We start from the raw sequence: 24917 nt of genomic DNA on the forward strand, positions 1-24917 counted from the left end.
TCGTACCGACTACACGGAGTCACTATGACTGCAAAATCCCTGCTGACGACATTGCTTCCACTGGTCGCTGACCTGTCCCGCGAACTTGCGGAAGGTGAGCGCTATCGGCGCTTGCTCGAAGCCATGCGCGCCCTGCTGCCCTGTGATGCAGCAGCGCTGTTGCGCCTTGATGGCGAATGGCTGGTGCCACTGGCAGTCGACGGCTTGAGTACCGACACCCTCGGTCGACGTTTCAAGGTCAGTGAACATCCACGTTTCGCGGCGCTGCTCAGCAGCCCCGGACCGACCCGGTTCGCCGCCGATAGCGAACTGCCCGATCCGTACGACGGTCTGGTCGCTGGCCTGGATGAGCATCTTGAAGTCCACGATTGCATGGGCTGCCCGCTGTTCATCGACGAGCGCCCGTGGGGCTTGCTGACCCTTGACGCCCTTGATCCGGAACGCTTTGAACCGATCGAACTGGACGCCCTGCAAGCCTTCGCCAGCCTCGCCGCCGCCACGGTCAACGCTGCCGAACGCATCGAGCGCCTGGCCAATCGTGTCGAAGACGAGCATCAGCGCGCCGAGGTTTATCGCCAGGCGAGCGGGCAGCAGAACCGCGAAATGATCGGCCAGAGCAAGACCCACAAGCGCCTGGTCGAAGAAATCAACCTGGTGGGCGGCAGCGACCTGACCGTGTTGATCACCGGGGAAACCGGGGTGGGCAAGGAACTGGTCGCCCAAGCCATCCACGCCGCGTCTGCCCGCGCCGATAAACCGATCATCAGCCTCAATTGCGCCGCACTGCCGGACACCTTGGTGGAAAGCGAACTGTTCGGCCATGTCCGAGGTGCGTTCACCGGTGCGATGAATGATCGACGCGGTAAGTTCGAACTGGCCAATGGCGGCACACTGTTTCTGGATGAAGTCGGCGAGTTGTCCCTGACGGTGCAGGCAAAGCTGCTGCGTGTTCTGCAGAGTGGCCAACTGCAGCGCCTGGGGTCGGACAAGGAGCATCAGGTGGACGTGCGCCTGATCGCGGCGACCAACCGTGACCTGGCGGAAGAGGTACGCAGCGGTCGCTACCGCGCCGATTTCTATCACCGCCTGAGTGTCTACCCGCTGCTGGTGCCCGCCCTGCGCGACCGAGGCCGCGACGTGCTGTTGCTCAGCGGCTTCTTCCTCGAACAGAACCGCTCGCGCATGGGCTTGAACAGCCTGCGCCTGAACAGCGATGCCCAGGCTGCATTGCTGGCGTACGACTGGCCTGGCAACGTGCGAGAGCTGGAACACTTGATTGGCCGCAGTGCCTTGAAGGCGCTGGGCAACTGCAAGGAACGACCGAAGATTCTCAGCTTGAGTGCCGCGGACCTGGACCTGCCCAACGGCAGCATTGAAGTGACCGCACAACCCTCCGCCGCCGCTCCGGTGCCGCTGGTGTCGGGAGATTTGCGCGAAGCCACCGAGCAGTATCAACGCCAACTGATCGGCGCCTGCCTTGAGCGCCACCACAACAACTGGGCAAGCGCAGCGCGTGAGCTAGGCTTGGACCGGGCGAATCTCGGGCGGATGGCCAAGCGATTGGGCATGAAATAACACACCCTCCATTCACCACGTTTCATGTAGCAGCTGGCGAAGCCTGCGTTCGGCTGCGAAGCAGTCGTGAAACCTGAGTATCGGGTCCCGTTGAGTCACTGGGTCGACTATATAGACGACTGCTGCGCAGCCGAACGCAGGCTTCGCCAGCTGCTACATAGGTCGCGTCGGTCGGTGATGCCGGGTAATTAACCTAAAGCCTGCCCTTTACGAGTCGATAACCCGGCATCGATAGCTGTTGGCGATCCCGCGATCGCCTGCCACCTTTTTCCACAGAAGGTTTTTATGTCTTCCAACAAAGCCCGCGCAGACTCACTTTCGCTTCTGCTGTTTACCTTGCGCAGCGGCAAGCTGATGGCAATCAACCTGCTGAAAGTCAGTGAAATCATTCCCTGCCCGCCACTGACCAGGCTTCCGGAATCGCATCCACACGTCAAAGGCATCGCCACCTTGCGCGGTATGTCCCTGTCGGTGATCGACCTGAGTCGGGCCATCGGCGAACGTCCGCTTGAGGACCCCAACGGTGGTTGCCTGATCGTCACTGACGTCAGTCGCTCCAAGCAGGGCCTGCACGTCCAGGCGGTGAGCAAGATCGTCCACTGCCTGACCACTGACATCCGCCCACCGCCTTATGGCTCTGGCGGCCTGCGCTCGTATATTACCGGCGTCACGTCAGTCGACGGTACGCTGGTGCAGGTGCTGGACATCGAGAAAGTCATCCACGGCATTGCCCCGGCCCAGATCGAATCAGCCCCGACCGAACTCAGCATGGAAGACGCCGAAATACTCGGCACCGCGCGAATTCTGGTGGTCGATGACAGCCAGACAGCGCTGCAACAATCGGTACACACCCTGCGCAACCTCGGCCTGCAATGCCATACCGCCCGCAGCGCCAAGGAAGCCATCGACTGCCTGCTGGACCTGCAAGGCACTGATCAGCAGATCAACCTGATCGTCTCCGACATCGAAATGTCCGAGATGGACGGCTACGCCTTTACCCGGACCCTTCGCGAAACACCTGACTTCTCGCACCTCTACGTGCTGCTGCACACGTCGCTGGACAGCGCGATGAACAGCGAAAAGGCGCGACTGGCGGGCGCGAATGCCGTGCTGACGAAGTTTTCCTCACCCGACCTGACCAAGTGCCTGATCACAGCGGCCAAGGCTGTCGCAGAACAGGGTCATTGAGTGTTGGCTGAGCAATTCTGTTTCTTGATGCGGCGCAACCTCACCGAGGCTGTGCCTGACTTCATCTGGCCGCAGGACATCGTGTTGACCCACTACCGTCCTGAACTGGCCGAGGCCGTTCATCAGCTGATGGAAATGGGTTATCAGCAAGGCGGCGGGCGAGTACCGGCGCTGGATCTCTGGCAACGGCGCTTTGAAACCGACCCCGAGTACGATCCGAGCCTGTGCTTTATTGCGCTGGATGCTCAAGGCGTCGTGGGCGTGGCCCAGTGCTGGACCAGCGCCTACATCAAGAACCTGGTGGTGCATCCTCGAGCCCAGGGCCGGGGATTGGGACGTGCTTTACTGCTGCATGCGTTCAACGTGTTTCAACAGCGGCGCGAAGGGTTTGTGGATTTGAAGGTGCTGGAGGACAACGTTCGGGCGCAGCATCTGTATGAAAGTGTCGGGATGCGTGTCGTTCGCCGGGAACTGGTTCCGGGTTGATACCGCTATCGCCCCATCAGGCATACTGGCCACCAAAAGCCCAAGGACCCCTGAACCATGAAAGCCAGCACTCTGTCCCTTCTCTGCCTCACGGCTCTGGCTACCCACGCCAACGCTTCCAGCCCCGACGCCTGGACTGCCTACGACAAGGCCGTGATCGCCAGTTGCACCAAGGCCAGCGGCCTGAAGAACGTCAAACCCGTCGGCAAGTCCGCGCAGTTCGATGACCGGGTCGACTACACCGCCCTCCTGCTGCAAGGCCAATACCCGCAAAAACACATGAAAGGCCAGCAAGGGACCGAGTTGTGCCTCTACAACAAGAAAACCAAAACCGCCTACGTCACCGAATGGGATTCCATTCGCCCAACCACTAAGGCGCAGTGACCGGTCAGATCGGATAATGCTGCGCGCCGTGCATGACCGGTTCTCGCCATCAACACGGATGTGTGGCGCATAACTTGCTTCGACGCAGGTCTTCGCGGTGGCTTTCTGTCGCCGATTCCTGCTTCCGGATGCGACTGACCGCTCAATGAATACGACGTTTTCCTGCGTAGGTTGCGGCAAATGCTGCAACGACCACCATGTCCCCCTGACCCTGGAAGAAGCCCGCATGTGGGCGAATGACGGCGGCCAGGTGATCGTGTTGGTCGAAGGTTTTCTGGGCAATGGCCTCGGGCTGCCCCTGCAGCAGCGCGAACACGCCGAACGCCGCTCGGCGGTGGTTCGCAGCGGCGAGTCCGACGCGTACGTCGCCATCACCTTTGCTGCGTACAACGCCGGTCGCTGCCGGAATCTTGACGAAGACAACCTTTGTCGCATCTATGAACGTCGCCCCTTGGTGTGCCGCATCTACCCGATGGAAATCAATCCGCACATCCCCCTGAACACCGCGGTGAAGGAATGTCCGCCGGAGTCGTGGGAAAAAGGACCGGATCTGATTGTGGGGGGTGAATTGGTGGATCAGGAACTGGCAGGGTTGATCCATCGTTCCCGTCAGGCGGATCGTGACGAGATTCAAACCAAGGATGCGATTTGCGCGTTGCTGGGGATTCGCACCACCGCGCTCAAAGGTGACGGATTCACTGCCTATCTGCCGGACATGACGGCGTTTGCCACGACCCTTGATGAGGTGATCGGGCAAACGCTACCGGAATGGGGCAGTGAGTGGCAGTTTCATCTGTCAGGTGAAGACGTCGCCGGGCAGGTGCTGGCGGCAGGGGCGGAAGTGGCACGCGAGATGACGCCGAACTATGCGTTCATCTCGTTGCGGGCGGCTTGATTCAGCCAGAGGTGCTGTGCCTGAGATAGCCTCATCGCGAGCAGGCTCACTCCTACACCGAACCGCGCCTGGCGCGGTTTAAATGTGGGAGCAAAGCTTGCTCCGGGCGGCGTTCCGACGATAGCGGTACAGCGGATAACAAAGATCTGAAACCTAACGCTTGCCCATCGAACGACGAGTACCCGGAGGCGCGGCACCTGGCGTCTTGGTGTGGCCGTTCTTAGCGCCGTTCTTGTACCACGGCTGGCTGGCGCTCTTGGCCGCTGCCAGGTCACCCGGTTTGAACGGAAACTTGAACGCCGGGATGGCGGCTTTGGTTTCGCTGTCTGCGCTGGAGTCGACGCTGTCTGGCAGGTCTGCCTGGTCGTCGCTCAAAGCGGCGGCAACCGGCGGTTGTGTCGGGGAAGTCATGAAAGCTCCGGGGTGATGCAATAGAGTCGGGCCCGGTCAGCGAGCCGCGAAAGGCGGCAGTATACCTGCACGGCCGACACACGCACGCGCACCTTCGGTCGGCCGTGAAAGAATTTCCCCTCGACCCTGCCCGCTGCTTCCTACAGGTAGGTGATGGTGACGATGCCCTTTTCAGACGTTGTCACCACGCCGATCCCGTCTGAACTCAAGCGCTCGAACGTCGCCGTAAGAGGCATCGAGCCGCGAGCACAAGCATTTCGGTAGGTGTTCACCTCTACGCTCACCCCCGGGGTAACCTGAAGACGTCGAGACTCGGTGAATTGCACAGCCCCGGCCTGCTCTACCGCGCATCCGGCCTCAACAATCTGACCGACAAAACTGATCTGCCCCGACTCATTCCTGGGCGCGGCAGTCACCGCCAGCGGTATAAATAACAGCACACTCGAAAATAGAAATTTCAGCTTCATTTCAAGGCCACTCCGTTATTGTTTTGAGGTCACACCTTTTGTATCTGCCCGCAGGAAAAGATCTTTAGTCAGCGTAGTTCCTGTCGCTAGCAACCCTGTCCACACACGGGACCGCGTTGTACGCGGATATTTCGCGCAGGCGCGCACGAAACTGACAGCGCCGTCAGTTAGCAGTCACTTTCCTGACGGTGTAACAGGGCTATAAGGAAGGTATAAACCTGACCGTCCCTCCGTCTCTTCTGCCCGGCGCCCGACTCGCATGCGAATTCAGAAAAAACCCGTCCTGCTCGCCACCCTTCTGATCGCGCTGTTAGCGCTGGGCGTCTGGTACGTGACAAAACCGGCCACGGCGAAACTCGCGGCACCCACCGCAATCCCCGTGCGGGTGGTCAACGTCGCCGAAAAAGACGTCCCTCGCTATGTCACCGGTATTGGTTCGGTCCTGTCGCTGCATAGCGTTGTCGTGCGCCCGCAGATCGACGGCGTCCTCACCAAATTGCTGGTCAAGGAAGGTCAGTTGGTCAAGGCCGGCGACCTGCTGGCCACCATCGATGACCGCACGATTCGCGCCAACCTCGATCAGGCCCGGGCACAACTGGGCGAGAGTCAGGCGCAGCTGCAAGTGGCCCTGGTAAACCTCAAGCGCTACAAACTGTTGAGCGTCGATGATGGCGTTTCCAAGCAGACCTACGATCAGCAACAAGCATTGGTGAACCAGCTCAAGGCCACGGCACAGGGTAATCAGGCATCGATCGACGCGGCACAGGTGCAACTTTCCTACACCCAGATTCGCTCCCCGGTGACCGGTCGCGTCGGTATTCGTACCGTGGACGAAGGTAACTTCCTGCGCATGACGGATACCCAAGGGTTGTTTACGGTGACCCAGATCGATCCGATCGCGGTGGAGTTCTCGCTACCCCAGCAAATGCTGCCGACCCTGCAAGGCCTGATCAACGACCCGGAGCATGCTCAGGTCAAGGCCTACATCGGCGCCGACACCGACGGTGAGACCGACAACCTACTGGGCGAAGGCCATCTGACCCTCATCGACAACCAGATCAACGCCAACACCGGGACCATCCGCGCCAAGGCGGAATTCAACAATGCCGGACAGAAGCTGTGGCCCGGTCTGTTGGTGACGGTAAAAATCCAGACAGCGCTGGATAAAGATGCGCTGGTGGTCCCGCCTACCGTCGTACAACGCGGGCTCGATCAGCATTTCGTTTACCGGGTCAAAGGCGACAAGGTCGAAACCGTCCAGGTACAGATGGTCTATCAAGGCAGCGGCCAGGACATCATCAAAGGCGTGAACCCGGGCGATGTGTTGGTCAGTGATGGTCAGTCTCGGCTCAAGCCAGGCTCGACGGTTCAGGTGCTGACCGAGCCACCGCAGGTGGTTCAATCGGAGCCTAAGCCATGAAGGGTCATGGCTCGGTTTCCGCCTGGTGCATTGATCATCCGGTGGCGACGATCCTGCTGACCTTCGCCCTGGTATTGCTCGGCGTTATCGCCTTTCCGCGCTTGCCGATCGCTCCGCTGCCGGAAGCCGAGTTCCCGACAATTCAGGTGGCCGCGCAGTTGCCCGGCGCCAGTCCGGAAACCATGGCTTCATCGGTGGCCACCCCGCTTGAAGTGCAATTCAGCGCCATCCCCGGCGTGACCCAGATGACCTCGAGCAGCGCCTTGGGCTCGACCAACCTGACCCTGCAATTCACCCTCGACAAAAGTATCGACACTGCCGCGCAGGAAGTTCAGGCCGCGATCAACACCGCCGCCGGCAAACTGCCTAAAGACATGCCGACGTTGCCGACCTGGAGGAAGGTCAACCCGGCCGACAGCCCGGTGCTGATCCTGAGCGTCAATTCGACGCAGATGCCCGGCACCGAACTCAGCGACCTGGTGGAAACCCTGCTCGCCCGTCAGATCAGTCAGATCGACGGCGTAGGCCAAATCAACATTACCGGTCAGCAACGTCCCGCGATTCGCGTGCAGGCTTCGGCCGATAAACTCGCCGCCATCGGCCTGACGCTCGCGGACATTCGCCTGGCGATCCAGAAGACCAGTCTTAACCTGGCCAAAGGTGCTTTGTACGGCGAGTCGAGCATCTCGACGCTGTCCACCAATGACCAGTTGTTCCATCCCGAGGAATACAGCCAGCTCATCGTTTCCTACAAGGACGGTGCGCCAGTTCACCTCAAGGACGTGGCCAAAGTGGTCAACGGTTCGGAAAATGCCTACGTTCAGGCCTGGGCCGGCGATCAGCCGGGGGTCAACCTGGTGATCTCCCGTCAACCGGGGGCCAACATCGTCGAGACCGTGGACCGCATTCAGGCGGCCCTGCCGGCGCTGGAAGCCATGTTGCCGGCCTCGGTCCAGGTCAAGGTGCTGGTCGACCGCACACAGACCATTCGCGCCTCCCTGCATGAAGTGGAAATCACGCTACTGATCGCCGTCCTGTTGGTGGTGGCGGTCATGGCGTTGTTCCTGCGCCAATGGTCAGCAACGTTGATCGTGTCGGCGGTGCTGGGGGTATCGCTGATCGCCAGTTTCGCCCTGATGTACATCATGGGGTTCAGCCTGAACAACCTGACGCTGGTGGCGATCGTGGTGGCCGTTGGGTTTGTGGTGGACGACGCGATCGTGGTGGTGGAGAACATTCACCGCCATCTGGAGGCCGGCGACGGTATGCGCGAGGCGGCGATCAAGGGCGCCGGCGAGATCGGCTTCACCGTGGTGTCCATCAGTTTCTCGCTGGTGGCAGCGTTCATCCCGCTGCTGTTCATGGGCGGCGTGGTCGGGCGGTTGTTCAAGGAGTTTGCGCTGACGGCAACGTCGACCATCATGATTTCGGTGGTGGTTTCGCTGACGCTGGCACCGACGCTGGCTGCACTGTTCATGCGTGCGCCTGTGCATCACGCCCACAGCAAACCGACGTTCGGCGAACGTTTGCTGGCCGGCTACGAAAAACTGCTGCGCCGCGCCCTGGCCCATCAGAAATTGATGATCGGTGTATTTGCCCTGTCACTGGGCTTGGCAGTTGCAGGCTACATCTTCATTCCCAAGGGCTTCTTCCCGGTGCAGGACACCGGTTTTGTCCTCGGCACCACCGAAGCCGCCGCCGATATTTCCTACGGCGACATGGTGAAAAAACACCTGGCGATGGCCGAAATCGTCGCCGCCGATCCTGCCGTTCAGGCGTTTTCCCATTCGGTGGGCGTCTCCGGCAGCAACCAGACCATCGCCAATGGCCGATTCTGGATCTCCCTCAAAAAGCGTGGTGACCGCGATGTCTCGGCCAGTCAGTTCATCGACCGGATTCGCCCACAACTGATGAAAGTCCCGGGTATCGTGCTTTACCTGCGCGCCGGGCAGGACATCAACCTCAGCTCGGGCCCGAGTCGCGCGCAGTACCAGTACGTACTCAAGAGCAACGATGGCGCGACCCTCAGCACCTGGACCCAGCGCCTGACGGAAAAACTGCGCAGCAACCCGGCATTCCGCGACATTTCCAATGACCTGCAACTGGGCGGCAGCATTACGCACATCAGTATCGACCGCAGCGCCGCTGCGCGTTTCGGGCTGACCGCCAGCGATGTAGACGAAGCGTTGTACGACGCTTTTGGGCAACGGCAGATCAATGAATTCCAGACCCAGATCAACCAGTACAACGTGATCCTGGAGCTGGACACCCAGCAACGCGGCAAAGCTGAAAGCCTCAACTACTTCTACCTGCGGTCGCCGTTGAGCGGTGAAATGGTGCCTCTGTCGGCCCTGGCCAAATTCGATGCGCCAACGGTCGGCCCGCTGTCCATCGCCCATGACGGCATGTTTCCCGCTGCCAACCTGTCGTTCAACCTGGCACCCGGCGTCGCGCTGGGCGATGCGGTGATCATGCTCAACCAGGCCAAGGCGGAGATCGGCATGCCGGCGGCCATGAGCGGTAACTTCCAGGGCGCGGCCCAGGCGTTCCAGAGTTCGCTGGCCAGCCAGCCATGGCTGATTCTTGCGGCCCTGTTGGCGGTCTACATCATTCTCGGCGTGCTGTACGAGAGCTTCGTCCATCCGTTGACCATCATTTCGACGCTGCCTTCTGCGGGGCTCGGAGCGGTCATCATGCTGTGGATTTGCGGCCAGGACTTTTCGATCATGGCGCTGATCGGTCTGGTGCTGCTGATCGGGATCGTGAAGAAGAACGGCATCCTGATGATCGACTTCGCCCTCGACGCACAACGCAATCGTGGCTTGCCGCCGGAAGAAGCGATTTATGAGGCCTGTATCACCCGATTCCGGCCGATCATCATGACCACGCTCGCCGCCCTGCTTGGCGCCTTGCCGCTGATGCTTGGCTACGGCACCGGCGCCGAGCTGCGCCAGCCATTGGGTATCGCGGTGGTCGGTGGCTTGCTGGTGAGCCAGGCGCTGACGCTGTTCACCACTCCGGTCATATACTTGTGGCTTGAGCGGGTTTTCCACCGGGGCTCACCCACTCCAGCACCCGCAGCGATGCCGGGGCTGGCGAACACAGACTGAGGCGGGGTCATGCGCGTTCTGATTATCGAAGACGAAGAAAAAACCGCGGATTATCTGCACCGTGGCCTGACGGAACAGGGTTACACCGTGGATCTCGCGCGCGATGGCGTCGAGGGCTTGCACATGGCGCTGGAAAGCGACTACGCGGTGATCGTCCTCGACGTCATGCTCCCGGGCCTCGATGGCTTCGGCGTACTGCGCGCCTTGCGTGCGCGCAAGCAAACCCCGGTGATCATGCTCACCGCCCGCGAGCGTGTCGAAGACCGCATCAAAGGTCTGCGCGACGGTGCCGACGATTACCTCGGCAAACCGTTTTCCTTCCTGGAACTGGTCGCGCGTTTGCAGGCCCTGACCCGGCGCAGCGGCGGCCATGAACCGGTGCAGGTGAGCATCGCCGACCTGTGGATCGATTTGATTAGCCGCAAGGCCACCCGCGCCGGCACCCGCCTGGACCTGACGGCCAAAGAATTCTCGCTGCTCAGCGTGCTGGCCCGCCGCCAAGGCGAAATCCTCTCGAAAACCGCCATTGCGGAGATGGTCTGGGACATCAATTTCGACAGCGATGCGAACGTTGTCGAAGTGGCGATCAAGCGCCTGCGCGCCAAGCTCGACGGGCCATTCGACGAGAAACTCCTGCACACGATTCGTGGCATGGGCTATGTGCTGGAGAGCCGTGGTGTCCAGTAATTCGATTGCCTTGCGTTTGAGCGGAATGTTCACGCTGGTGGCGCTGCTGGTGTTCCTGTTGATTGGCTGGGCGCTGTATCAACAGGTCGACAAGGGCTTGGGCCTGCTGCCGGAAGCGGAACTGGACGCGCGCTACAGCGTGCTCGAATCCACCGTCGGCCGTTACGGCACGCCCGAGCATTGGGTGAAGATCAATAACAAGCTCAAGCTGCTTGGCGAAGAAGACAAACGCATCAGCTTCTGGATTATCAGCGGCGACCCCCACTACGAATACGGCAACCTGACACCGCAGATTCGCGCGTTCGCCGAAGGTCCGCTGGGCATGCGCGACTTGAAATTACCCGAACAACCCTACCCCCTGAAAGTGCTGGTCAGTCTGTTCCCGGCCAAGGACCAGCGACCGCCGCTGCGTTTCATGATCGGAATCGACACCGAGACGTTTTTCCAGACGCAACATCACCTGCTGATCGCATTGATCAGCCTGGCGATCATTGGTGTGCTGCTGGCCTCGGCGCTGGGCTACTGGGTGGCGCGGATCGGCCTCAAGCCACTGATCAAGCTGTCTCAGGAAGCGCAACGGTTGGCGCCGCCCTTGTTGTCCGGGCGCCTGCAGTTATCGCCACTGCCGCCGGAGCTCAATCAATTCGTCAACTCTTTCAACTCCACGCTGGAGCGGGTCGAACAGGCTTACTCGCGCCTTGAATCCTTCAACGCCGACGTGGCGCATGAACTGCGCTCACCACTGACCAACCTGATTGGCCAGACCCAGGTGGCACTGACTCGCGGCCGGTCGGCGGAGCATTACTTCGAGGTACTGCAATCGAACCTTGAAGAACTCGAGCGACTGCGCTCGATCATCAACGACATGCTATTCCTGGCCAGTGCCGATCAGGGCAGCAAGGCCACCAAACTGACGTCAACCTCCCTGGCGGATGAAGTGGCGACCACGTTGGAATATCTGGATTTCATCCTTGAAGATGCACAGGTTCGGGTACAGGTCAGTGGCGATGCGCAAGTGCGGATCGAGATCGCTCATTTACGTCGGGCGCTGATCAATCTGCTGAGCAACGCGGTGCAGCACACTGAGCCTGGACAGGTGATTCAGGTAAGGATCGAGGTCGAGGCGCATCAGGTGAGTATCGGCGTCGCCAATCCGGGATCGCCGATTGCCAGCGAGCACCTGTCGCGGTTGTTCGAACGTTTCTATCGGGTCGACGCCTCGCGTAGCAACAGCGGAAACAACCATGGGTTGGGGTTGGCGATCGTCAAGGCGATTGCACTGATGCATGGTGGGGATGTGTTCGTGCGCAGTGATCAGGGCGTCAACACCTTCGGGATTCACCTGCCTGTCTGAACCAAGTCCCAAACAACCCTGTAGCAGCTGGCGAAACCTGCGTCCGGTTGCGGTGTGGTGAGGGGATTTGGCGAAACGTCGCAGCGGCCCCAAAAACTTTACGACTGCTGCGCAGCCGAACGGGGATAAATCCCCTCACCACCGGCTTGGGCGAGTCCATCCAATTACAGGTAGGGCGCCGCTCTTCAACTATTGCTTTAAGCGCAACAGTCCTTTCATGAATCCGTTCTTTTTCCCCCCTCCATTCCCCCTTATCGTTGCGCCACCAAACAGCACTTGCCAAGCAAGAAGGTTTTAAAGATGTCCAACACCATGGGTATTGCCAGCGCTTTCGTTTTGTCCTCATTGTTCCTTTCCCCGCTCGCCTTTGCCGAAGAGTCCCAGGCCTTCGTTGCGCACAACAACGAGCGTGCCGCCGCGTTCGAAGCGTACCAAAGCGAAATGACGGCCAAAGCGCAAGATGCCGCGCAAACCCCACAAGCGTCGAATGCTCAGTCCCGCCAAACGATTGAGAAAGACAGCTGATCAACCGAATCCGCTCTGTTTCCCTCGACACTTTTCATCGGCTCTTCCCTTTGAAAAGTTGTCTTCAAGCCGCTGCTATCAGCGGCTTTTTTTCGTCGCGAATTTAGACTTCCCTGGCTCGCTGTGCCTGAGTAGACGCGTCAACGCTTCAGGATGATCGTCGACTACCCCGCTAATGTCTTCTAAGCTTCAATCAATCAGGGACCGGCACGAGTGCCGGTTTTTTTGTTCTGGACGTATATGCGGACATCATTCCCATGATCACGAGCCGCCTGCCGCAGGTTTCAGGCAAGAACCGTCGACCTGAAATCATGGTGATCCTCGGCAGCTCCCTGACCGTCATCGCGATCATCAGCATCGTCACCTTCCTGCTGATTCGCGAACACGCCAGCGCCCAAGAAGCCGCGACCCGCAGCGCGACCACCATCGCTCAACTCATCGATGCCGACGTGTTGCGCACCGTGGAACTCTATGACCTGTCCCTGCAAGGCCTGATTGCGGCAGCGCAACGAGACGATTTGAAACAGGTGTCTGCACAAATTCGCCATCTGGTCCTGTTCGACCGTTCCACCACGGCGCGTTTCAAAGGTGACATTCTGCTGCTGGACAAGCATGGCGAGGTACTGGCTGACTCTTCACTGATCGAGCCAAAGCCTGGCAACTTCGCGGACCGTGACTACTTCCTCGCCCATGTTTCCAACCGCGACACCGGCATGTTCATCAGCCGCCCTTTCAAGCCTCGCTGCGACTGCGAAGACAGCAATGAATGGCGGATCAGCCTCAGCCGCCGGATCGCCTCCCCAACCGGTGAATTCCTGGGTGTTGCCGTGGCGTCGATGCGCCTGACCTACTTCGACCAACTGTTCAACACCCTGAACATCGGCAACGACAGCACGCTGAACATCATCAACGACGAAGGCATCCTGCTGGCTCAGAAGCCGTACCTGGAACACGATTCGATCGGTAAGAGTTTCGCCAATCGCCCTAACATCATGCGCATCCTGCGCGAGGGCAGTGGCAGCTTCAACAGCGTGTCGAGCATTGACGGGCAGCAGCGGCTGTACACTTTTTCCAGGGTGGGTAATCTGCCGCTGACGGTGATCGTCGCCCTTTCCGGTACCGACGTGTTTGGGGCGTGGAGACGAACGGCGCTGGTGATCAGCGGCGCCGCAGGCGTGCTGTGTATCGGCCTGCTATGGCTGAGCTGGTTGCTGTGCCGGGAGCTGCGTCTGCGCCACAACGCCGAGCAGGAATTGTCCCTGTTGGCCGCCACCGACGCGCTGACCGGTGTTGCCAATCGCAGGATTCTGGACCTGACCCTGCGGCATGAATGGTTCCGCGCCCAGCGATCCGGCCTGCCGTTGTCGGTGCTGATGATCGATGCCGACCATTTCAAGGCTTTCAACGATCGACACGGCCATCAGCGTGGCGACGAGGCATTGCGAACGATAGCCAAGGTGATTTCAGCCAATGTGCGCCGTCCCGCCGATCTGGTGGCCCGATATGGCGGCGAAGAGTTTTCCGTGATCCTCGCGGAAACCGACAGCGCGGGCGCGCAGAAGATTGCCGAACAGATCCGTTCGGCGGTGGAGCAATTGCCACGGGTGGAAGGCGATGACTCGCCGATGACTGTCAGTATCGGTATCAGTACCTGGACCACCAAGACCGACGCCACGCTGGAGCAATTGCTGTTCGCGGCAGACAAGGCGTTGTATCAGGCGAAGGAGCGCGGGCGTAATCGGGTGGTGGCTGCGCTGTGAAATCCTTGGTGTGACAAAGGGCCTCATCGCGGGCAAGCCCGGTACCCACAAGGTCATGCGTTGCCTGTGGAAGCCGGGCTTGCCCGCGATGAGGCCGCTACAAGCACCGCTTCACTTTTGCGCGGACATAAAAAAAGGCCACCCGAAGGCAGCCTTTAAAAACTAGAGAGGTTTTTACTTACACGGCCGCAACTGGACGCATGTAAGAGATCGGTGCTGTGCTGGCGTCTTCGAAAGTCACGACTTCCCAAGCATCTGTCTGCTCAATCAACTTGCGCAGCAGCTGGTTGTTCAATGCATGTCCGGACTTGAAGCCCTTGAACTCACCAATCAGGCTATTGCCCAGCAGGTAGAGATCACCAATAGCATCGAGGATCTTGTGCTTCACGAATTCGTCTTCATAGCGAAGGCCGTCTTCGTTCAGTACACCATCCGCGTCGACCACAATAGCGTTTTCAACGCTGCCGCCGAGTGCGAGGTTGTGCTTGCGCAGGTACTCGATGTCACTCATGAAACCAAAGGTACGGGCGCGGCTGACTTCTTTTACGAACGAAGTGCTGGAAAAATCCACGCTTGCACTTTGTGTGCGGTCACGGAAAACCGGGTGATCAAAATCGATCTCGAAGCTCACTTTGAAACCTTCGAAAGGGACGAAAGTGGCGCGCTTGTCGCCGTCTTCCACTGTCACTTCCCGCAGGATCCGGATGAACTTCTTGGCAGCGTCCTGTTCTTCCAGGCCAGCCGACTGAATCAGAAATACGAAGGGTCCAGCGCTACCATCCATGATTGGTACTTCGGACGCGGAGAGCTCGACGTAGGCGTTATCGATGCCCAGGCCAGCCATGGCCGAGAGCAAGTGCTCCACCGTGTCCACTTTGACGTCACCGTTAACCAGTGTGGTCGACATAGTGGTTTCGCCAACATTTTCTGCGCGAGCAGGTATCTGCACCACAGGATCGAGGTCAGCACGACAAAACACAATGCCGGTGTCGATAGGCGCGGGCTTGAGGGTCAGGTATACCTTCTCCCCGGAGTGCAGGCCTACACCTGTGGCACGGATAATATTTTTCAGTGTGCGTTGTTTAATCATGGCTTGGGCCGCTTCAGCGCAAATTGCGAACTGGTATCAACAAAGGCTGGCGATAATAGCAGACCAGACCTTTGCTGAACACCAATCACCTTCATAGCCCTGATACATTCCATCAATCGGCCTGACGACGCAGGAAAGCCGGGATGTCCAGGTAGTCCAGGTCATCTTGCGGATTCATCTTCGCGGCAGTCGCTGCACCGGCCTGAGCCTGGTTGCGCATAACGGTCGGACGGTCCAGATCACGGTAGTTCACAGCAGGTGCGTCCTGACGAGCGGGCGCCTGTTGTTGTGGCTGGGAAGCCATGGAGGTGTGAACGGTATTGTCGATAATCTTTACAGGTTTCTCGATTTTAGCGCCCAGACCAGTGGCAACCACGGTCACGTGCAGCTCGTCACGCATGTCCGGATCGATAACGGTACCGACCTTGACCATCGCGTGTTCGGAAGCGAAGGCTTCGATGATGCTACCCACGTCGGAGTACTCACCCAGGGACAGGTCAGGACCGGCGGTGATGTTCACCAGGATGCCACGTGCGCCTTGCAGGTTCACGTCTTCCAGCAGCGGGTTGCGGATGGCCGCTTCGGTGGCCTCGCGTGCACGGTTCGGACCGCTGGCGCAGCCAGTGCCCATCATTGCCATGCCCATTTCGCTCATCACGGTACGTACGTCGGCAAAGTCGACGTTGATCATGCCCGGACGCTTGATGATGTCGGAGATACCGCGAACGGCACCGGCCAGTACATCGTCTGCCTTGGCGAAAGCCGACAGCAGGCTGGCGTCCTTACCGAGGATGGTCAGCAGCTTCTCGTTGGGAATAGTGATCAACGAGTCGACGCTTTCAGACAGCAGACGGATACCTTCGTCGGCGATCTGCATACGCTTGCGGCCTTCGAACGGGAACGGACGCGTCACCACCGCAACGGTGAGAATGCCCATTTCCTTGGCCACTTCAGCAATGATCGGCGCAGCACCGGTACCGGTACCACCGCCCATGCCAGTGGTGATGAACACCATATTGGTGCCCTGCAGGACTTCGGCAATGCGCTCACGGTCTTCGAGAGCGGCCTGACGACCTACTTCAGGGTTGGCACCAGCGCCGAGACCTTTGGTCACGCCAGTACCCAGTTGCAGGATGGTCCGCGCGCCGATGCTTTTCAGCGCCTGGGCATCAGTGTTGGCGCAGATGAACTCAACGCCTTCAATGTTGCTCTTGACCATGTGATTGACAGCGTTGCCGCCGCCTCCGCCAACACCGATAACTTTGATGACCGGGCTTGCGGGGATGTTGTCTACGAGTTCGAACATTTTCCCTCTCCTTTACATTCTCTAGTTTTTTCGCCTACTGCTTTTGTTGCCGTGCTGCATGTCGCTTGAAACTGATGCTTAGAAGTTGCCTTGTACCCAGCTCTTGATGCGATCGAGCAAAGCGGGTTTAGGCTCTTCATTGCTGTAACTGTCGCGGCTGCTGATACCCGAGAACGAAATCCCGTCGGACTGCTTTTGCAGGCCGTACATCAACAGGCCAACGCCTGTGGAGTAAATCGGGTTGCGGACCACGTCATCGAGGCCCTTCACGCCATGGGGCACGCCCAGGCGTACCGGCATGTGGAAAATTTCTTCGGCCAGTTCGACCGCGCCTTCCATTTTCGACGTACCACCGGTCAGCACGATGCCGGCCGGAATCAGGTCTTCGTAGCCGCTGCGACGCAGCTCGGCCTGGATCAACGTGAACAGCTCGTCGTAACGCGGCTCGACCACTTCGGCCAGGGCCTGACGGGACAGTTCGCGCGGTGGACGGTCGCCAACGCTTGGCACCTTGATGGTTTCACCGGCACCGGCCAGTTTGGCCAGGGCGCAGGCGTAGCGAATCTTGATCTCTTCGGCGTACTGGGTCGGGGTGCGCAACGCCATGGCGATGTCGTTGGTGACCTGGTCGCCTGCAATCGGGATGACCGCCGTGTGACGGATCGCGCCTTCGGTGAAGATCGCGATGTCGGTGGTGCCGCCACCGATGTCCACCAGGCAAACGCCCAGCTCTTTCTCGTCATCGGTCAGTACCGAATAGGCGGAAGCCAGTTGCTCGAGAATGATGTCGTCGATTTCCAGACCGCAGCGACGCACGCATTTTTCAATGTTCTGTGCAGCGTTGACCGCGCAGGTCACAACGTGGACCTTGGCTTCCAGACGTACACCGGACATGCCCAGTGGCTCACGTACGCCTTCCTGGTTATCGATCACGTAATCCTGCGGCAGGGTATGCAGTACGCGCTGGTCAGCCGGGATCGCTACGGCCTGGGCGGCGTCGAGGACGCGCTCAAGGTCGGCGGAGCTGACTTCACGATCGCGGATCGCAACGATGCCGTGGGAGTTCAGGCTGCGGATGTGATTGCCTGCAACACCGACGAACGCCGAGTGAATGCGGCAACCGGCCATCAGCTGCGCTTCTTCGATTGCGCGCTGGATCGATTGCACGGTGGACTCGATGTTCACCACCACGCCTTTTTTCAGGCCACGGGAAGGGTGGGTACCGATCCCGACGATTTCCAGCGTGCCGTCGTCCGAGACCTCGCCGACCAGCGCCACCACTTTGGAGGTGCCGATATCGAGACCGACGATCATTTTCCCGCTTTGCACGTTTGCCATGGGTCCTGCCTCTTCTTAATTCTTCGCGACAGCGGGTTGGGCTGCCGTGGGCGCTACAGGTTCCCGCCAGCCAACAGCGAGGCCGTTGGCGTAGCGCAGATCGATGCGCGCAATGTTCGTAATCTGTTCTTTAAGCGTCTTGTCATAGATGGCAATGAAGCGGCGCATCTTTTCCAGCAGGTTGCCGCGTCCGAGCAACAGTTCGATTCCCGGGCCCGCGCTGCCGGCGCCAGTGGTCAGGAACCAGCTGCCCCGGTCACGCAACTCCAGGCGTGCAATCGAGAAGCCCAAAGGCCGGAGCATCTGGCTCAGTACCTGGTATTGCTGCATCACTTGCTGTTGCGCCCGTTGTGGGCCGAACAGCTGTGGCAAATGTTCGTAATTGGCCAGCTCACGCGGGGTAAACGCCTGCCCCTGGTTGTTCAACAGCGACTCATCGCCCCAACGCGCCACCGGCAGTTGTTCTTCCAGGCGGATCACGACCTGATCCGGCCACACCCTGCGCACTTCGGCGTGGGCAATCCATGGCATCTGTTCCAGCTCGGTCCGCATGCTGGCCAGGTCAATGGTGAAGAAACTCGCCGCCACGTAAGGGGCGATCCGTTGCTGCACCGCTTGCTGGCTGATGTAACTCAAGTCGCCCTGTACGGCGATCTTGGTGATCGGTCGATCCGCGTACGGCAGCAACCGCTGCGCGCCTTCGTAGGTACCAAAGCCCAGCGCGACCAGCAGCACCGGCCAGAACAACGCTTTGAGAAAGCCAAAGTTGGCTTTCGGCAGGCGCGCAGACATCGGCTCTTTAGCCACCATTCGGCTGGCACCCCGCGGCACCGGCTTGCGGCCGGGCGGTGCGGGAGGCTGATGTCTAAGCTGTGCGCCTTGCATGGTCTTACCCTCGCGGCTCAATGCTTGCGGCCAGAATGGCCAGAACCAACTGCTGGAAATCCAGACCGGCAGCACGGGCCGCCATCGGCACCAGGCTGTGATCGGTCATACCGGGAGCGGTGTTGACTTCCAGGAACCAGAACTGCCCGTCGACGTCCTGCATCACGTCTGCCCTGCCCCAACCGGCGATACCCAGCGCCTCACAGGCTTTCGCCGTGAGGTCCATCAATTCTTTTTCCTTGTCGACGTCGAGACCGCACGGAATCCGGTACTGCGTATCGCAAGCCACGTACTTGGCGTCGTAGTCGTAGAAACTGTGCGTCGTGCCCAGGGCAATCGCAGGTAACACCTGGTCACGCAGGGTGGCGATGGTGAACTCCGGACCTTGAATCCATTGCTCGACCAACACTTGCGAATCGTAGGTACTGGCCGCTTTCCAGGCGTCGATCAACTCAGACGCGGAAGTCACTTTGGCCATGCCGATACTTGAACCTTCATGGGCCGGTTTGACGATCAAAGGGAAGCCCAGTTCCGTCGCTGCAGAAATACAATCGGCCTCGCAACCCAGTACCGCATGACGCGGCGTAGGAATACCCAGACTGTGCCAGACCTGTTTGGTCCGCAACTTGTCCATGGCCAGCGCCGACGCAAGGATGCCGCTGCCGGTGTAGGGAATACCCAGGCATTCCAGCAGGCCCTGCATGCTGCCGTCTTCACCGCCACGACCGTGAAGGATGATGAAGGCGCGATCGATTTTTTCGTTCAGCAGACGCTGCAACAGATCATCGCCTACGTCGAGACCGAACGCGTCCACACCCGCGCTTTGCAGCGCTTCGAGAACCGCGTTGCCCGACTTCAAGGAGACCTCACGCTCGGCACTCTTGCCGCCAAAAAGCACGGCAACGCGGCCGAAGTCTTTCGGCGCGACAGTGGAGACGAGATTGGCGTATGCAGCGGTCATTTCAACTTCCCCACGCTCGGTGCGGCAACGGCACCTGCGAACAACGGACTCTTCAACAGTTTCGGTGCGAGACCACCGATATCACCGGCGCCTTGGCACAGCAGGATGTCGCCGGCACGCAGCAGCGGCTTGACCACTGGCGCTAGATCAACGCCACGCTCGATGTAGATCGGGTCGAGCTGGCCGCGTTGACGGATGCTGTTGCACAACTTGCGGCTGTCTGCGCCCGGGATCGGTTCTTCACCGGCCGGGTAGACTTCCATCAGCAGCAGGACGTTGGCATCGGCCAGTACATTGACGAAATCGTCGTACAGGTCGCGGGTGCGGCTGTAGCGGTGCGGCTGGTAGACCATCACCAGACGGCGCTCCGGCCATCCACCGCGCACGGCCTTGATCACCGCGGCGACTTCGGTCGGGTGGTGACCGTAGTCATCGACCAGCATCACGTTGCCGCCTTCGACCGGCAGTTCGCCGTAGACCTGGAAGCGACGGCCAACGCCCTGGAACCCGGACAGGCCCTGGACGATGGCTTCATCGCTGACACCCTCGTCAGTGGCGATGCAGATGGTCGCCAGTGAGTTCAATACGTTGTGGTTGCCCGGCATGTTCACCGAAACGTCCAGCGGATCACGATCCGGGCGCAGTACGGTGAAGAAGGTTTGCATGCCCTGCTGACGCACGTTGATCGCGCGCACGTCGCAATCGTCGCCGAAGCCATAGGTCACGGTCGGACGCTTGACCAGAGGCAGGATTTCACGCACCACCGGATCGTCCAGGCACACCACCGCCAGACCGTAGAACGGCAGGTTGTGGAGAAACTCGACGAAGGTTTTCTTCAGTTTGTTGAAGTCACCGTCGTAGGTCGCCATGTGATCGGCGTCGATGTTGGTGACCACGGCAACCAGCGGCTGCAAGTGCAGGAAACTGGCGTCGCTTTCGTCGGCTTCGGCGATCAGGTAACGGCTGGTGCCAAGCTGTGCATTGGTGCCCGCTGCATTCAGTCGGCCACCGATCACGAATGTCGGGTCCAGGCCGCCGGCTGCGAACACCGAAGCGATCAGGCTGGTGGTCGTGGTTTTACCATGGGTACCGGCGACGGCAATGCCGTGGCGATAGCGCATCAGCTCCGCCAGCATTTCGGCGCGCGGTACCACGGGAATACGACGTTCCAGCGCGGTGGCGACTTCCGGGTTGGAGGTGTTCACGGCACTCGAGGTGACCAGTACATCGGCAGTCGCCGCATTCTCGGCACGGTGGCCGATATAGATGTGCGCACCGAAGGATTCGAGACGTTCGGTGACCGGCGAGGCTTTCAGGTCGGAACCGGACACTTCGTAGCCCAGGTTCAACAACACTTCAGCGATACCGCACATGCCCACGCCGCCGATACCGACGAAGTGGATACGACGGATACGGCGCATTTCCGGTTGAGGCATGGCTTTCTGATTCTCAACCATGGGCCACCTCCAGGCAGGTATCGACAACGTTACGGGTAGCGTCGGGTTTGGCCAGGCGGCGTGCGGCAAGAGCCATGTCGGTGAGTCGTTGTGGTTGCATCAGGACCTCTGTCAGGCGCGCGGCAAGATCCGCTGCGCCGGTCGTTCTTTGTGGCATCAGGAAGGCAGCGCCTTCACGGGCCAAATAGTCGGCGTTGCGGGTCTGGTGATCGTCGATTGCGTGGGGCAGAGGCACCAGCATCGAGGGCAGACCGGCGGCGGCCAGTTCACTGATGGTCAGCGCGCCTGCGCGGCACACCACCAGGTCGGCCCAGCCATAGGCTTGGGCCATGTCTTTGATGAAAGGCTGCACTTGCGCCTCGACGCCAGCCGCGCGATAGCGCTCTGCAGTCACTTCATCGTGGTTTTTACCAGCCTGATGAAACACTTCCGGACGCAGGTCAGCGGCAACTTGCGACAGGGCTTCAGGCAACAATTTGTTCAACGGTTCTGCGCCCAGGCTTCCACCCAGGATCAGCAAACGCGCCTTGCGACCGGCCAGGGCCTGCCGCGGTGTTTCGAGGAACAGCTCGGTACGCACCGGGTTACCGGTGGTGCGGCGGCTGTCCGACAGGGTAAAGGTGTCGGGGAATGCCTCACAGACTCGGGCGGCCAACGGCACCAGCAACCGATTGGCGGTACCGGCCACGGCGTTCTGTTCGTGAACGATCACCGGAACGCCAGCCAGTTTGGCGGCAACGCCACCCGGGCCGGTCACATAGCCACCAAAGCCAACAACGCAGACGGGCTGCAGCTGACGAATGATCGCCCGCGCCTGCCACACCGATTTAAGCAACATGAACGGTGCCTTGAGCAGGGACAATTTGCCCTTGCCACGCAGTCCGCTGGCATTGATCCGGTGCAGCTCGATACCGGCCAACGGCACCAGCTCGTTTTCGATGCCGCGCGGAGTACCGAGCCAATGCACGGTATAACCGCGGGCCTGGAATTCGCGCGCACACGCCAGTGCCGGGAACACGTGGCCGCCGGTGCCGCCTGCCATGATCAGCACGTTAGCGCCCATGGGTCGGCTCCTCGGCAAAGTCACTTTCCTGGAACTCCATCTCTTCGCTGCCCAGGTGGGTTCGACTCTCCCACTCGATACGCAGCAACAAGCCAAGACAGGCACAGCAAATCACCAACGAACTACCGCCATAGCTGAGGAACGGCAGTGTCAGGCCTTTGGTTGGCAACAGACCGACGTTCACCCCGATATTGATCAGGAACTGACCAATCCACAGGAACGACAAGCCATAGGCGATGTAAGCCGCGAAGAATTGCTTGGCTTTCTCGGCCCAGTAGCCGATGTACATGCCACGAATACAGACGAAGGTGAACAGCGCAACAGTGAACAAGGAACCCACGGCGCCCAGCTCTTCTGCCAAAACAGAGAACACGAAGTCGGTGTGGGCTTCCGGCAGGTAAAACTGCTTCTGCACGCTATTGCCCAGGCCGACACCCAACCACTCGCCACGACCGAAAGCGATCAATGCCTGGGACAGCTGATAACCCGCACCGAACTGGTCAGCCCACGGATCCGCAAAGTTGGTCAGACGCGCCATACGATAGGGCTGAACCTGAATCAGCAACACCACCGCCGCAACGGCGAGAACCACCATCAGGGAGAACCGGAACAACCCGACCCCGCCGAGAAACAGCATCGCTGCGGCAGCGCCCATCATCACGACGGTGGCCCCGAAGTCCGGCTCCATCAGGAGCAGACCGGCCATTGGCAGCAGCACGATGAACGGCTTGAAGAAGCCCATCCAGCTTTCACGCACTTCTTTCTGGCGACGCACCAGGTAACCGGCGAGGTAGATCACCACGAACACCTTGGCGATCTCGGAAGGCTGGACGTTGAAGAAGCTGAACCCGATCCAGCGCATCGAACCGTTCACTTCACGGCCGATGCCCGGGATGATCACCATCACCAACAAGCCGAACGCACCAATCAGCATCAGCCAGCCCAGGCGCTGCCAGGTAGCGATCGGGATCATCATGGTGACGATGCAGGCACCCAGGCCCAACACCACGTAAATAAGGTGGCGAATCATGTAATACAGCGCGCTGCCGGACTGCACCGCCGCCACTTCGGTGGACGCCGATGCAATCATGACCAGACCCAGGCCGAGCAATGCCAGGCAACCGGCGAGCATCGGAAAATCCAGGTCGATACCGCGCCCGGTGATGATCGGCGACGGGTAAGGCTTGATGATATTTCTCAGACTCATGCCAAGTCCTCCACGGCGCGGGCGAACAACGTTCCACGCTCTTCGTAGTTCTTGAACATGTCGAAACTGGCGCAGGCGGGCGACAGCAGCACCGCATCACCTGGCTCGGCGATGGCGCGGCATTGCTCCACCGCTTCGTTCAGCGAGCTGACGCGAATCAATGGCACGGCATCGCCGATGGCCTGGCCGATCAGGTCCGAGTCGCGACCCATCAACACCACGGCGCGGCAATTGACTGCCACCGGATCACGCAGGTCCTTGAAGTCGGCACCCTTGCCGTCGCCACCGGCGATCAACACGAGTTTGCCGTCGATGTCCGCGCCCAGCCCTTCGATGGCGGCCAATGCGGCCCCGACGTTGGTGGCTTTGGAATCGTTGTAGTAGCTCACGCCATTCAAGTCGCGAACCCACTGGCAGCGGTGCTCAAGGCCAGCGAAGGTGCGCAGGCTCGCGAGCATGGCGTCGAAAGGCAGGCCGACCGCATGACCCAGCGCCAAGGCCGCGAGGGCGTTGGACTGGTTATGGGCGCCACGAATTTTCAATTCGCGCACGGGCATCAGGTTCTGGAATTCGAAGGCCAGGTACTTCTCGCCTTCTTCTTCGCGGATACCGAAGGCCTTGAAATCAGGCTTGGTCAAACCGAAGGTCCAGCAAGGCTGGCCTTCGCCCATCAGTGGGCGGCTCAGGGCATCCTGGCGGTTGACCACGAACTGTTTGGCACCCCGGAAAATCCGGTGCTTGGCCAGGTGATAAGCCGGCAGGCCGCTGTAGCGGTCCATGTGGTCTTCACTGACGTTGAGCACGGTCGCCACTTCGGCGCCGAGGTTATCAGTGGTCTCAAGCTGGAAGCTCGACAGTTCCATCACGTACAGCTCGACGTCGTCGCTGAGCAAATCCAGCGCTGGTGTGCCGAGGTTACCGCCAACAGCAACACGCTTACCGGCCGCAGCCGCCATCTCGCCGACCAGCGTGGTGACGGTGCTTTTTGCGTTGGAACCACTGATGGCAACGATCGGCGCCTTCGCGTGACGCGCGAACAGCTCGATGTCGCCGGACAATTTCACGCCACGGGCGGCGGCAGCCTGCAGGGCCGGGGTCGCCAGCGCCAGGCCGGGGCTCACGTAGAGCTCGTCGGCACGGCACAGGAATTCGACGTCCAGCTCGCCACAACGCACTTCCACGTGCGGATAGTCACGCTTGAGCGTGGCCAGTTCCGGTGGATTTTCCCGCGTGTCGGCGACAGCAAACGACGTGCCCCGGTTCGCCAGGAAGCGAACCAGGGACATGCCGCTCTTGCCGAGGCCGACAACGATGCGGAAGTGGTCAGAAGCGATCAGAGACACTCGTT

The 24917-nt window shown here is 60.1% G+C and carries 22 protein-coding genes; 11 read left to right on the plus strand and 11 right to left on the minus strand.

Features of this window, described 5'->3' with window-relative positions; all coding sequences use genetic code 11:
- Window positions 1-24 precede the first annotated feature (24 nt).
- The 5 genes from norR to H7698_RS20870 all read left to right on the plus strand — a co-directional run bounded on the left by norR (window position 25) and on the right by H7698_RS20870 (window position 4528).
- Window positions 25-1575 (plus strand): nitric oxide reductase transcriptional regulator NorR, encoded by a 1551-nt coding sequence (gene norR / locus H7698_RS20850; protein WP_194692692.1) that lies wholly within the window; start codon window positions 25-27, stop codon window positions 1573-1575.
- Window positions 1576-1860: 285 nt separating this feature from the next.
- A complete protein-coding gene (locus H7698_RS20855) occupies window positions 1861-2763 on the plus strand; it encodes a chemotaxis protein CheV (protein ID WP_162437249.1) in 903 nt (300 codons plus the stop codon).
- 27 nt (window positions 2764-2790) lie between these two features.
- A complete protein-coding gene (locus H7698_RS20860) occupies window positions 2791-3249 on the plus strand; it encodes a GNAT family N-acetyltransferase (RefSeq protein WP_194692763.1) in 459 nt (152 codons plus the stop codon).
- A gap of 57 nt (window positions 3250-3306) precedes the next feature.
- Window positions 3307-3633 (plus strand): hypothetical protein, encoded by a 327-nt coding sequence (locus tag H7698_RS20865; protein WP_162437248.1) that lies wholly within the window; start codon window positions 3307-3309, stop codon window positions 3631-3633.
- 145 nt (window positions 3634-3778) lie between these two features.
- A complete protein-coding gene (locus H7698_RS20870; RefSeq protein WP_162437247.1) occupies window positions 3779-4528 on the plus strand; it encodes a YkgJ family cysteine cluster protein in 750 nt (249 codons plus the stop codon).
- Window positions 4529-4681: 153 nt separating this feature from the next.
- On the opposite strand, the gene H7698_RS20875 is transcribed toward H7698_RS20870, so the two are convergent.
- Both H7698_RS20875 and H7698_RS20880 read right to left on the minus strand, forming a co-directional pair.
- Window positions 4682-4939, minus strand: coding sequence for a hypothetical protein (locus H7698_RS20875; RefSeq protein ID WP_162437246.1), 258 nt, complete (start codon window positions 4937-4939; stop codon window positions 4682-4684).
- Between the two features lie 140 nt (window positions 4940-5079).
- Window positions 5080-5406 carry a type 1 fimbrial protein gene (locus H7698_RS20880; RefSeq protein ID WP_194692693.1) on the minus strand — a complete coding sequence of 109 codons (327 nt, stop codon included), beginning with the start codon at window positions 5404-5406 and terminating at the stop codon, window positions 5080-5082.
- 259 nt (window positions 5407-5665) lie between these two features.
- Here H7698_RS20880 and H7698_RS20885 point away from each other — a divergent pair, with 259 nt between their 5' ends.
- The 6 genes from H7698_RS20885 to H7698_RS20910 all read left to right on the plus strand — a co-directional run bounded on the left by H7698_RS20885 (window position 5666) and on the right by H7698_RS20910 (window position 14262).
- Window positions 5666-6826, plus strand: coding sequence for an efflux RND transporter periplasmic adaptor subunit (locus H7698_RS20885; protein WP_194692694.1), 1161 nt, complete (start codon window positions 5666-5668; stop codon window positions 6824-6826).
- On the plus strand, window positions 6823-9936 hold the full coding sequence (locus H7698_RS20890) for a multidrug efflux RND transporter permease subunit (RefSeq protein WP_194692695.1): 3114 nt from the start codon (window positions 6823-6825) through the stop codon (window positions 9934-9936). Before H7698_RS20885 ends, H7698_RS20890 begins: the two co-directional genes overlap by 4 nt.
- Window positions 9937-9945: 9 nt before the next feature.
- Window positions 9946-10623 carry a heavy metal response regulator transcription factor gene (locus tag H7698_RS20895; RefSeq protein ID WP_077044915.1) on the plus strand — a complete coding sequence of 226 codons (678 nt, stop codon included), beginning with the start codon at window positions 9946-9948 and terminating at the stop codon, window positions 10621-10623.
- Window positions 10613-11977, plus strand: coding sequence for a heavy metal sensor histidine kinase (locus tag H7698_RS20900; RefSeq protein ID WP_194692696.1), 1365 nt, complete (start codon window positions 10613-10615; stop codon window positions 11975-11977). Before H7698_RS20895 ends, H7698_RS20900 begins: the two co-directional genes overlap by 11 nt.
- A 300-nt stretch (window positions 11978-12277) precedes the next feature.
- On the plus strand, window positions 12278-12502 hold the full coding sequence (locus H7698_RS20905) for a hypothetical protein (RefSeq protein ID WP_162437270.1): 225 nt from the start codon (window positions 12278-12280) through the stop codon (window positions 12500-12502).
- 257 nt (window positions 12503-12759) lie between these two features.
- Window positions 12760-14262, plus strand: a complete 1503-nt coding sequence (locus H7698_RS20910; protein ID WP_194692697.1) for a sensor domain-containing diguanylate cyclase — start codon at window positions 12760-12762, stop codon at window positions 14260-14262.
- Between the two features lie 178 nt (window positions 14263-14440).
- Here H7698_RS20910 and lpxC read toward each other — a convergent pair whose 3' ends face one another.
- From lpxC to murD, 9 genes are all read right to left on the minus strand, one after another.
- Window positions 14441-15352: a UDP-3-O-acyl-N-acetylglucosamine deacetylase gene (gene lpxC, locus H7698_RS20915; protein WP_008060300.1), complete on the minus strand. Its 912-nt coding sequence runs from the start codon at window positions 15350-15352 to the stop codon at window positions 14441-14443.
- Window positions 15353-15464: 112 nt separating this feature from the next.
- Entirely contained in the window at window positions 15465-16658 is a 1194-nt protein-coding gene (ftsZ, locus tag H7698_RS20920; protein WP_162437241.1) for a cell division protein FtsZ, read from the minus strand.
- Between the two features lie 78 nt (window positions 16659-16736).
- Window positions 16737-17996 carry a cell division protein FtsA gene (ftsA, locus tag H7698_RS20925; protein ID WP_059406214.1) on the minus strand — a complete coding sequence of 420 codons (1260 nt, stop codon included), beginning with the start codon at window positions 17994-17996 and terminating at the stop codon, window positions 16737-16739.
- Window positions 17997-18011: 15 nt separating this feature from the next.
- A complete protein-coding gene (locus tag H7698_RS20930) occupies window positions 18012-18881 on the minus strand; it encodes a cell division protein FtsQ/DivIB (RefSeq protein ID WP_162437240.1) in 870 nt (289 codons plus the stop codon).
- A 4-nt stretch (window positions 18882-18885) separates the two neighbouring features.
- Complete coding sequence (locus tag H7698_RS20935) at window positions 18886-19842, minus strand: D-alanine--D-alanine ligase (protein WP_194692698.1); 957 nt, start codon at window positions 19840-19842, stop codon at window positions 18886-18888.
- On the minus strand, window positions 19839-21299 hold the full coding sequence (gene murC, locus H7698_RS20940; RefSeq protein WP_162437238.1) for a UDP-N-acetylmuramate--L-alanine ligase: 1461 nt from the start codon (window positions 21297-21299) through the stop codon (window positions 19839-19841). Before murC ends, H7698_RS20935 begins: the two co-directional genes overlap by 4 nt.
- Window positions 21292-22362, minus strand: coding sequence for an undecaprenyldiphospho-muramoylpentapeptide beta-N-acetylglucosaminyltransferase (murG, locus tag H7698_RS20945; RefSeq protein WP_162437237.1), 1071 nt, complete (start codon window positions 22360-22362; stop codon window positions 21292-21294). The genes murC and murG overlap by 8 nt, the downstream gene beginning before the upstream one ends.
- On the minus strand, window positions 22352-23569 hold the full coding sequence (ftsW, locus tag H7698_RS20950) for a putative lipid II flippase FtsW (protein WP_162437236.1): 1218 nt from the start codon (window positions 23567-23569) through the stop codon (window positions 22352-22354). Before ftsW ends, murG begins: the two co-directional genes overlap by 11 nt.
- Entirely contained in the window at window positions 23566-24912 is a 1347-nt protein-coding gene (murD, locus tag H7698_RS20955) for a UDP-N-acetylmuramoyl-L-alanine--D-glutamate ligase (RefSeq protein WP_162437235.1), read from the minus strand. Before murD ends, ftsW begins: the two co-directional genes overlap by 4 nt.
- Window positions 24913-24917 lie beyond the last annotated feature (5 nt).

The organism is Pseudomonas sp. p50(2008) (genome assembly GCF_015351605.1).
Classification (GTDB): Bacteria; Pseudomonadota; Gammaproteobacteria; order Pseudomonadales; family Pseudomonadaceae; genus Aquipseudomonas.

Coding starts and splice junctions, on each gene's coding strand:
- H7698_RS20905 (WP_162437270.1), top strand. CDS start 12,278: ATGTCCAACACCATGGGTATTGCCAGCGCTTTCGTTTTGTCCTCATTG.
- H7698_RS20910 (WP_194692697.1), top strand. CDS start 12,760: ATGATCACGAGCCGCCTGCCGCAGGTTTCAGGCAAGAACCGTCGACCT.
- H7698_RS20880 (WP_194692693.1), bottom strand. CDS start 5,406: ATGAAGCTGAAATTTCTATTTTCGAGTGTGCTGTTATTTATACCGCTG.
- ftsA (WP_059406214.1), bottom strand. CDS start 17,996: ATGGCAAACGTGCAAAGCGGGAAAATGATCGTCGGTCTCGATATCGGC.
- H7698_RS20860 (WP_194692763.1), top strand. CDS start 2,791: ATGCGGCGCAACCTCACCGAGGCTGTGCCTGACTTCATCTGGCCGCAG.
- H7698_RS20890 (WP_194692695.1), top strand. CDS start 6,823: ATGAAGGGTCATGGCTCGGTTTCCGCCTGGTGCATTGATCATCCGGTG.
- H7698_RS20895 (WP_077044915.1), top strand. CDS start 9,946: ATGCGCGTTCTGATTATCGAAGACGAAGAAAAAACCGCGGATTATCTG.
- H7698_RS20855 (WP_162437249.1), top strand. CDS start 1,861: ATGTCTTCCAACAAAGCCCGCGCAGACTCACTTTCGCTTCTGCTGTTT.
- ftsZ (WP_162437241.1), bottom strand. CDS start 16,658: ATGTTCGAACTCGTAGACAACATCCCCGCAAGCCCGGTCATCAAAGTT.
- H7698_RS20865 (WP_162437248.1), top strand. CDS start 3,307: ATGAAAGCCAGCACTCTGTCCCTTCTCTGCCTCACGGCTCTGGCTACC.
- H7698_RS20930 (WP_162437240.1), bottom strand. CDS start 18,881: ATGCAAGGCGCACAGCTTAGACATCAGCCTCCCGCACCGCCCGGCCGC.
- norR (WP_194692692.1), top strand. CDS start 25: ATGACTGCAAAATCCCTGCTGACGACATTGCTTCCACTGGTCGCTGAC.
- lpxC (WP_008060300.1), bottom strand. CDS start 15,352: ATGATTAAACAACGCACACTGAAAAATATTATCCGTGCCACAGGTGTA.
- H7698_RS20885 (WP_194692694.1), top strand. CDS start 5,666: ATGCGAATTCAGAAAAAACCCGTCCTGCTCGCCACCCTTCTGATCGCG.
- H7698_RS20935 (WP_194692698.1), bottom strand. CDS start 19,842: ATGACCGCTGCATACGCCAATCTCGTCTCCACTGTCGCGCCGAAAGAC.
- murC (WP_162437238.1), bottom strand. CDS start 21,299: ATGGTTGAGAATCAGAAAGCCATGCCTCAACCGGAAATGCGCCGTATC.
- H7698_RS20870 (WP_162437247.1), top strand. CDS start 3,779: ATGAATACGACGTTTTCCTGCGTAGGTTGCGGCAAATGCTGCAACGAC.
- H7698_RS20875 (WP_162437246.1), bottom strand. CDS start 4,939: ATGACTTCCCCGACACAACCGCCGGTTGCCGCCGCTTTGAGCGACGAC.
- murG (WP_162437237.1), bottom strand. CDS start 22,362: ATGGGCGCTAACGTGCTGATCATGGCAGGCGGCACCGGCGGCCACGTG.
- ftsW (WP_162437236.1), bottom strand. CDS start 23,569: ATGAGTCTGAGAAATATCATCAAGCCTTACCCGTCGCCGATCATCACC.